This window comes from Microcoleus sp. BR0-C5 (assembly GCF_036705045.1).
Taxonomy (GTDB): domain Bacteria; phylum Cyanobacteriota; class Cyanobacteriia; order Cyanobacteriales; family Microcoleaceae; genus Microcoleus.
The window spans coordinates 1-8,523 of record NZ_JAUBTR010000032.1; the positions used below are offsets into that span (position 1 = coordinate 1).

The window sequence follows — 8,523 nt, forward strand, 5'->3', positions numbered from 1 at the left end:
GCGCCTGATTGACGGCTCGATCAACTGACTGACGTAGCGATCTATCGCCTGACTCTTTTAAGATACAAGGGGCGGGTTTCACCTACAATAATCGCCTAAAATAAACAATCTCATAAACCCGCCCCCACCCCACGGTAAAGCGAAATGTAATGTAGGGGCGGGTTCACCTACAATAATCGCCTCAAATAAACAATCTCATAAACCCGCCCCCACCCGACGATAAATCGAAATCTACATGAAATTTATGGTCAAAATAAGATTAGCCGCTAGTTAATTGAGTCCAATAGCGATCGTACACTTCCATAAATTTCCCTACCGGAGCCACACCTTCGCACTTTTTCAAAATATCTTCCGAAGGGAAAAGAATCTCGTTTTCGCGGACTTCCGGCGTCAACAAACTAAAAGCATCTTCCGAAGGAGTTGAAAAACTGAGCCGTTCTACTAAAGAAGCCGCAACATCGGCTTGCAGCATAAAGTTAATCCATTTATAAGCTGCTTCGGGATTGGGAGCACCTTGAGGAATTACTAAAGTGTCAGTCCACAGAGAAGAACCGCTTTTGGGGACGACATACTTCAATTTATCGTTATCTGAAATTACTTCATTAGCATCAGAAGAATAACACATAGCTACTTTCAAATCCCCGGTCAGCATTTGAGGCCGCCAAGCATCAGTAGTAAAAGATGCGATCGCCGGTTTGAGATCCACCAACTTTTCGTAAGCTTGTTTAACTTGCTCTTGGTTCGTAGAATTCAGAGAATAGCCCAGCATCCGCAACGCAGCGCCCATGACTTCTCGAACATCACTTGCCAGCGTCATTCGCTTTGCTAACTCCTGTTTGTGCTGCCACAAATAGTCCCAATCTTCAGGAGCTTCTTTGAGTTGTTCGCTGTTGTAAATTAAGCCTGTGGTTCCCCAACTCAAAGGGACGCTGTAGCGGTTTCCTGGGTCATATACGGGGTTTTGGAACTGTTTTTTTAGCCGATCGAGCCCGCCCAAAATCGAGTGGTCTAATGGGCTCAACAGCCCCAGTTCCGTCATCTGAATCACCATGTAGTCAGACGGGTAAATGATGCTGTAGGCCCGGCCACCGCCAGCTTGAACCCTAGCCAGCATCGCCTCATTGGAGTCAAATACGTCTGCAACCACGCGAATGCCTGTTTTTTCGGCAAAGCGATCGAGCAAAGCGTTATCGGTATAGCCTGCCCAAGTATAGATGAAAAGTTGGTCGGCAGAACCTTGGACGGGAGGAGCAGATTGCACGTCTGCAAGCCGCCAGCCGCAACTCGAAACAGCTAACCCGGAAATTGTCGCCGCCGAATTTTTTAGGAACTGACGGCGTGTAGAATTAGCCGGAAAAATCCTGGAAATTGGTAAGTTAGTCGGAGGCACAGTTCGATTTTAGATTTTAGATTTTAGATTTTAGATTGGGGAATTGGGGATTGGGAAATTCGATTTTAGATTTGAGAATTTGTAATCAGGAATAATTGGTAATGGGGAAATTCTCCCATTCTCCCCCTCTTCCTTCTTCCTTCTTCCTTCGTTTCCCAATTATCCTCGATCAGTCAAAGCGAGACAATCAGTAGTTCCCCAATAAGCGTAAATCGGCGTGTGCGGATCTGGGAAAGAACCGCCGGTATTTGGCTGGCGTACAGTGATTTTATCGCCCGACGCCAACTCAACGACGTAATGAACGTGCGTGCCCATGTACATAGTATTTTTGAGTCGCCCTTCAAAACAGTTGACCGACACTTCCGGCTGGTAGAGATTCAAATATACTTTTTCCGGCCGGACGCTGACCACAACAGAGTCGCCTGTGACACCACTCCACATATCTGACTGCTGAACGATTATTTTCAGATTGGCTGATGTGCGAACTGTGATAGTCGATCGGTCGATCAACTCCACCGTACCAGAAAACAAATTCGTATCCCCAATAAAATCGGCCACAAAAGCCGTCTGCGGGCACTCATAAATTTCTTCAGGAGAGCCAATTTGCTCAATCCTCCCCTCGTGCATCACCGCAATCCGGTCAGACAGACTCATCGCCTCTTCTTGGTCGTGAGTCACCATCACAAAAGTCAAACCCAATTCTTGATGCAAATTCGACAGTTCCAACTGCATCTGCTTCCGCAACTTCAAATCCAGAGCACCCAGAGGTTCGTCCAGCAGCAGAACCGCCGGTCGATTTACCAGAGCTCTCGCCAAAGCCACCCGCTGCTGCTGGCCGCCCGACATTTGACCGGGAAACCTGTTAGCGAAAGATTCCATTTTCACCAATTGCAAAACTTCCCGTACCCGTTCTTCAATTTCTGCTTTCCCCAGCTTTTTGATCCGCAATCCAAAAGCGATATTGTCCCAGACATTCATGTGTCCGAACAAAGCATAGCTTTGAAACACAGTATTTACCGGACGGCGGTAAGCTGGAGTGTTGGTCATCGACTGACCCCGAATCATCAATTCGCCCGCCGAGGGAGTCTCGAACCCAGCGATTAAGCGCAGCGTCGTAGTCTTGCCACAGCCACTAGGCCCGAGGATGCTAAAAAATTCTCCTTGGCGGATGTTGAGGTCTACTCCGCGTACTGCGGTTTCCCCGTTAAATACCTTAAATACCTTGCGGAGTTCAACGTCAAGCGCTGTATCCGTTGCTGTCGTACCTTGGTTGAGTGCTGTCTGAAACATATTCGCCCTTTCCTGGGGGTAATGCACGCCACTTAAATACAGTTTAAGTTTAGACTTTTCTGTATTTTAGGTGAGGAATGTTGGATGTAACAGGTTTTGGGATTTGTTCTTTAAATTCTATCCCAGAGCGCACCATTGTCAGCAACAGGCTTTTCGACCTGTTCCACAAAGAGTGAATTTTCTTGTGGAACAAGCCGAAAAGCCTGTTCATAAAAGGCTTGTTGAGAATGGTACAGCATCTCAGAGCGCGCGGGCTATCTATTTATTCTCAGGACTTGGCGTCGGAGAGGGTTTTTGCGGTTTGTCAGTTTTGGGTGCTTCTGCTTTTTTCCACTCTGACAAAGGTCGCTGGACGGCATTTTTAAAGTCAAAAGGCACTAGCAGCACGGGCAAATTTTGGGCCGAATTTTGAGGGGGCGCTTCCGGCGGATTGGCTTGAGCGTACAAGAAGCGGCCGCTAAAGTCTGTTTTGCCTAAAACTAGGCGGTGAGTTTCCTGGTTGTCCAGCTTTACTGTGACTGTAGCTTGGGGTTGGTCGAGACCGAATTCTGGCAGTTGAGCAGCAGTAGTATTAATCGTGCGATCGCTCTTTCCTGTTGCCAGCCTGTCTAGCAAAAAATCCACTGATGCCTGACTTGCGTGTGCTTGCACTGGCAATTTCATTTCCCAGCTAGACTTGCCTCCTTTTGTAGCATAAACTCGCTCAAAAGTCAATATTTTTTCGGGAGTTTTGACTGTAAAGAATTGTACGCGATCGGAGTTAAAAGCAAAAATTTTCTGTTTTTCTTCCTTAGCAGCTTCCTGTTTCGGAGATACTTGCATCTCGAACAAAGCAACCAACCCCGTCATGCTCAGCGCGACGGCTATCAATACTAATGTATTTTTCTGCAATTTCATAGTAACAGTGAATTCGGCATGGTAATGGGGAATGGGGAATGGGGAATTGGTAAGAGACGCACGAGGAAAATTAGGAATTAGGAACTTGTACGCTCGCGTAGCCGAAGTATTAGGAATTGACAATGGGTAAGGTGCGCTGCCGGGCGCACCTTACGGAATTAGGAATTAGGAATTGGTAATGGGTAAGAGGTGGAAAAACCAGAAAGAGGCAAATAAATCCGTTAAATTCCTTACAGAATTTGTGGGCGAACTTATCTTCTCTTCCACCAGATAGCGCCGCCAATTCCCAATCCGAGTAAAGGCCACATTAGCCAAGCTAAAACCAGCAATCCTACTTGGAGGGCCGTCATGTTAATGCGGCGGTTAGTAGCTTTTTTCGGACTGATAGAAAAGCTTTGCTGGTCTGGTTTACTCAACCAACTGACTGAATTGAGAAACACGTCGCTATTGAGTTGTTGGTCAAACCAACCGTTAGTCACAAATTGAGATGTGCCAATTACTACCATTCGCGATGTTTTTCTAGGAGTTGAAGGCGCAGAAGGAGTTGCGGTTGGACTGGGAGATGCTGTGGGAGATGCTGTGGGTGTTGGCGAAGTCGTCGGTAATGCTGGCGGCGTAGCTTCTTGCGAGACAATCACCGAATAGCTGATTGGGGAAGCTGTTGGCGAAGTTGTCGGTGATGGGGAAGTTGTCGGTGATGGGGAAGTTGTCGGCGATGGTGAGTCTGTCGGCGATGGTGAGTCTGTCGGCGATGGGGAAGTTGTCGGCGATGGTGAGTCTGTCGGTGATGGGGAAGTTGTAGGTGATGGTGAGTCTGTAGGTGATGGTGAGTCTGTAGGCGATGGTGAGTCTGTAGGCGATGGTGAATCTGTAGGCGATGGTGAAGTTGTCGGAGATGGGGAAGTTGTCGGCGATGGGGAAGTTGTCGGCGATGGTGATGTTGTCGGCGATGGTGATGTTGTCGGCGATGCTTGGGGTGAAGGCGACGGCGAAGTTGGTGTTGGTGAAGGTGAGGGCTTTAAGGGAGTGCTGTCCGTGGACGATCGAACTAAAGCTACACCTAATAATAGCGGGCCTTGTCGATCGGTCTTTTGATCGAACTCCAATTTCCTCGTCGTCAAATCGCTTTCCGCCCAACTTTCTTGACTTGTCCAAATCAGAGGTTTTTCCTCTATCCCTTCTACGGGCGAGGTTTCCAAAGCACGCGCAAACGGATAAAATGAAATGCCGGTGCCAAAACTTTGAGTAATCGGATGTTCGCCGTAGCGCCTGACTGTGGGAACCGTGGGGCCGAGCCCAAATCTTTGACCAGTACCCGAAGCATCGATGGCCAAACGGGCGTCTAGTTTGACGCCCCATTCTTGCAGCAATTTGTCCAATCCCGTATCAATTGCCGGGTCTACCATTAACAATAAACTGCCGCCGCGATCGAGATAAGCTCTTAGTGCTTTAATTTCTGTATCGGAAAACGGTTTGTCCTGGCCGGGAACGATTAAAGCATCTGCATCTTCTGGCACTTCTTTGCGTTCGGTCAAATTCAGCGTTTGGGCGTTGTAGTATTTATCTTTCAAAGCTTTTTCAGCTTGCTGAATTCCGCCTTGACCTTCCTGTAGCGGGCGGGCTCCTTTCCCTTGCAAAAAGTAAACTGTAGCAACGCGAGTGCTCAGGATTTCTTCTAAGCCATTGGTAAGTTTTATCTCTGAAAGACCTTGATTTGGGTCGCTACCAAAAGCAGTGCCACCTTTTTGCAGTACCTGTTTTTTATCACCGGATTGCAGGTAAACTTCTCCGATGCTGGTAATACTAAATTCCCGCGCTTTTCCCGGTTGCGCCTGCGGGTCAACAAACTCAAATTGGAATTTTTCGCCTCCCTCGCGTTTGTAGCTTTGCAGCAATTCTTTAATTTGGGGGTTTTGGATGGGGTCAAATACCCAAACTTTGACTGTTTGTTGCAAATTTCGCAGTATTTGTTGAGTCTGCGGGGCAAGGGTAAATTGTTGGCTTTCGGTTAAGTCGATGCGGACGGGATAGCGAACGGCTATGAAGTTAATTACTCCGAGAATCACAAAGACGGCGAGGGTAGCAATCAGGGCGTTGGTGCTGGCTTGAGTGGAACGCTTCCCCCAAAAGCTTTGTTCGTAACTCAAATATAGCAGCCAAAGTGCGATCGTCACTGCTCCGGCAATAACTAAACCGACTGTCAGGGGGTCCCATACTCCAGATACAAATGCTGCTGTTACCCCCGCTGCGATGAGGAGGGGGCCCAGCAAAAAAACGTATTTCCAATTTGTTTTGCTAATTTTCATAACGTAAATATTGGGTGAGAAAATTCCGGGTCGAGGATGTTATTCTATATCGCATTAGCTTGCAACCATGCTGTTAAATCTGACTGCTTGTTGAAATCCAGCACGGCATCTCCTAGTTCTTCTAATTCCTGTATACCTAATTGACGGATGCAGTTTTCGGTTTCCGGTTGTATTGTGCCTAAACGCCGCACTAGCTGACGCAATATTAACGAGAGTTGAGCGGTTTTTGTTACCTGTTCTCTTGCTACATCTATGGCAATCTGCTGGTCTTCTATCCACAGTTCTTGCTTGTGCAATTCATTTAATTCTTCCTGAGTGAAGTTTTCCTCGCTGGCAATTCTAAAAGCTTTCTGAATTTCGGGAACTGCACTGAGTGTTTCTGGTACTGTCTCCAGAGTGCTGGTATTTTCGAGAAAGTAAATCCATTGATCTGCGGTTGTTTCTAATTCTGCTAATTCCTTGCTAAATTTTGGCAGCTCGATAAAAACTAATTCTATTGCAGTATCTGGAGACTCAAACTGTTGCTCTTTTTCTTGGAAAACAAACCGTGACATAAATTCCGGCTGATTTTCAAACATTTCAAAATCGGCAATTTTTAAGGAAATTACTGTTTTTAGTCTTTCGTAGCGTTCTTTTCCTGTTAATTGCTGGCTGTAGCTTTTGGCAGCGTTGTACAAAACTCTGTTCCCAAAGGAAGGCACGTTGATCAGTTGAATTTCAACTAGGGCGATTCTGCCGCCGTTAATTGTGGCTTTGACATCTAGGTGTGTGTCTTGGGTTGCGAGAGTTTGAGGTTCTGGTTGGGAGTCGATTATTTCTAAGTCTTCGATGACGGGCTGTGCTTCATAAAGGATGGCGTTTAAAAAATTAATCAGGATGTCTTTGCTGTCGCTGGAACCGAATATTTTTTTAAACGCGAAGTCGATTTTTGGATTGATAAATCTCATTTTTTGAGGTGTTTTGTAGAATGATTCACAGGGAAAAATAACCTGCGATTTGCTCTTTACTTGTCTTTACTTATGCAAAAATAACCTGCTCTGTCTCTGCCTTACCTAATGTTTTTAAGAACGCTGATATCGCAAGGCATCGATGGATTGGGCGGTCAGAAATACTCCTAAAATGATGTAACTGGCAAACATAATTAAACTGCTGCTGTCAAAAACTCCCTTGACAAGATTGGTGTAATTTGTTAGGAGCGACAAATGTCCTAATGCTGTTCCGAAGGGGCCACCGATACTGACTGCGACTGCATCGATCACCCAGAGAAATAATACTAGAGTGAAGGTGAGGATGGCTGATAAAATTGTGCTGTCGGTGAGGGAGGAAATAAACATTCCGAGGGACAATACTCCTGCTGCTAGTAAGATTAAGCCGCCGTGTCCTAGCAGAAGAACTCCGGGGGGTACGGGTGGGGTTGAGGAACTGAGGGCGATCGCCTCGCAGAAAAGCAGAGGCAGCAACATTGTGGTATAAAATGTTAAAACTCCCAGGAGTTTGCCGGTAGCAACTGCCCAGTTTGTTAAGGGCGATGTGGCTAATAGTTCTAAGGTGCCGCGTTTGCGTTCTTCTGCGTAAAGTCCCATTGAGAGTGCGGGTAGTACGAACAAGGAAAGGGAACCCATTATTCGCAGGAAGAGTTGCAGGAATTCGTAGGCTACGTCGATGGGAGGTTCGGTAATTCCCATTTGGTCTCGCTGGCCGATTTGGGGAATTAACCCGTCGGGGGCGAGGAGGATGGCTATTAAAAAGTAGCCGGTGATTAGCCAAAAGACTGCTGCGATGGCATAGGCTAATGGCGATGCAAAATAGCTTTGTAGTTCTTTGCGGTAAATTGCGACAATATTACTAATCATTACTAACATTTAGGAATTGGGAATGGGTAATTCGGCATTGGTAATTTGTTCATTCTGAGTCGCCTGCGGGTGGTGTTTCACTGCTGTCGCTATCCTGTTTTTTTCTTTCTATTTGTCGCTTTTTGGTAACAGGTGGCTGTTCTGGTAGAGAATCGCTACTCGGTTGTGGCTTTTTTTTAATTGGCCGATTTTTTACAAGAGGTTCGGATTCTGGCTGAGAAAGTTCGATCGACTTTGGTGCATCTAAAATCGGTTCTGATTCTGGTTGAGAACGCTCGAGCGACTTTGGTGTTTCTAAAATCGGTTCTGATTCTGGTTGAGAATGCTCGATCGGCTCTACCATTTGAACAATGAGCAAATTTTCGACAACCGGTTCTAGTTGAGAAGGCTCGATCGACTTTGGTGCATCTAAAATCGGTTCTGATTCTGGCTGAGAAAGCTCGATAGACTTTGGTGCATCTAAAATCGGTTCTGATTCTGGCTGAGAATGCTCGATAGACTCTACTGTTTCGACACTGAGTAGATTTTCGACAATCGGTTCTGGCTGAGAATGCTCGATAGACTCTACTGTTTCGACACTGAGTAGATTTTCGACAATCGGTTCTGGCTGAGAATGCTCGATAGACTCTACTGTTTCGACACTGAGTAGATTTTCGACAATCGGTTCTGGTTGAGGATGTTCTATCGACTCTACTGTTTCGACAATCAGCAGATTTTCGACAATCGGTTCTGGTTGAGGATGTTCTATCGACTCTACTGTTTCGACAATCAGCAGATTTTCGACAAT

Annotated in this window: 6 protein-coding genes and 1 pseudogene; all 7 read right to left on the reverse strand. The window is 46.4% G+C overall.

What is annotated here, in order from left to right:
- Positions 1-259: 259 nt before the first annotated feature.
- Positions 260-1,390 (reverse strand): spermidine/putrescine ABC transporter substrate-binding protein, encoded by a 1,131-nt coding sequence (locus QUB08_RS16745; RefSeq protein WP_333225765.1) that lies wholly within the window; start codon positions 1,388-1,390, stop codon positions 260-262.
- A gap of 159 nt (positions 1,391-1,549) precedes the next feature.
- Positions 1,550-2,680: an ABC transporter ATP-binding protein gene (locus QUB08_RS16750; RefSeq protein WP_333225766.1), complete on the reverse strand. Its 1,131-nt coding sequence runs from the start codon at positions 2,678-2,680 to the stop codon at positions 1,550-1,552.
- Between the two features lie 258 nt (positions 2,681-2,938).
- Positions 2,939-3,577: a DUF4340 domain-containing protein gene (locus tag QUB08_RS16755; RefSeq protein ID WP_333225767.1), complete on the reverse strand. Its 639-nt coding sequence runs from the start codon at positions 3,575-3,577 to the stop codon at positions 2,939-2,941.
- A 251-nt stretch (positions 3,578-3,828) separates the two neighbouring features.
- Positions 3,829-5,883: a Gldg family protein gene (locus QUB08_RS16760; RefSeq protein WP_333225768.1), complete on the reverse strand. Its 2,055-nt coding sequence runs from the start codon at positions 5,881-5,883 to the stop codon at positions 3,829-3,831.
- Positions 5,884-5,927: 44 nt separating this feature from the next.
- Complete coding sequence (locus QUB08_RS16765; protein WP_333225769.1) at positions 5,928-6,830, reverse strand: Rpn family recombination-promoting nuclease/putative transposase; 903 nt, start codon at positions 6,828-6,830, stop codon at positions 5,928-5,930.
- A gap of 114 nt (positions 6,831-6,944) precedes the next feature.
- Positions 6,945-7,745, reverse strand: a complete 801-nt coding sequence (locus QUB08_RS16770; protein WP_333225770.1) for an ABC transporter permease — start codon at positions 7,743-7,745, stop codon at positions 6,945-6,947.
- 40 nt (positions 7,746-7,785) lie between these two features.
- A pseudogene (locus QUB08_RS16775) lies at positions 7,786-8,523 on the reverse strand (ATP-binding cassette domain-containing protein); the annotation flags it as partial.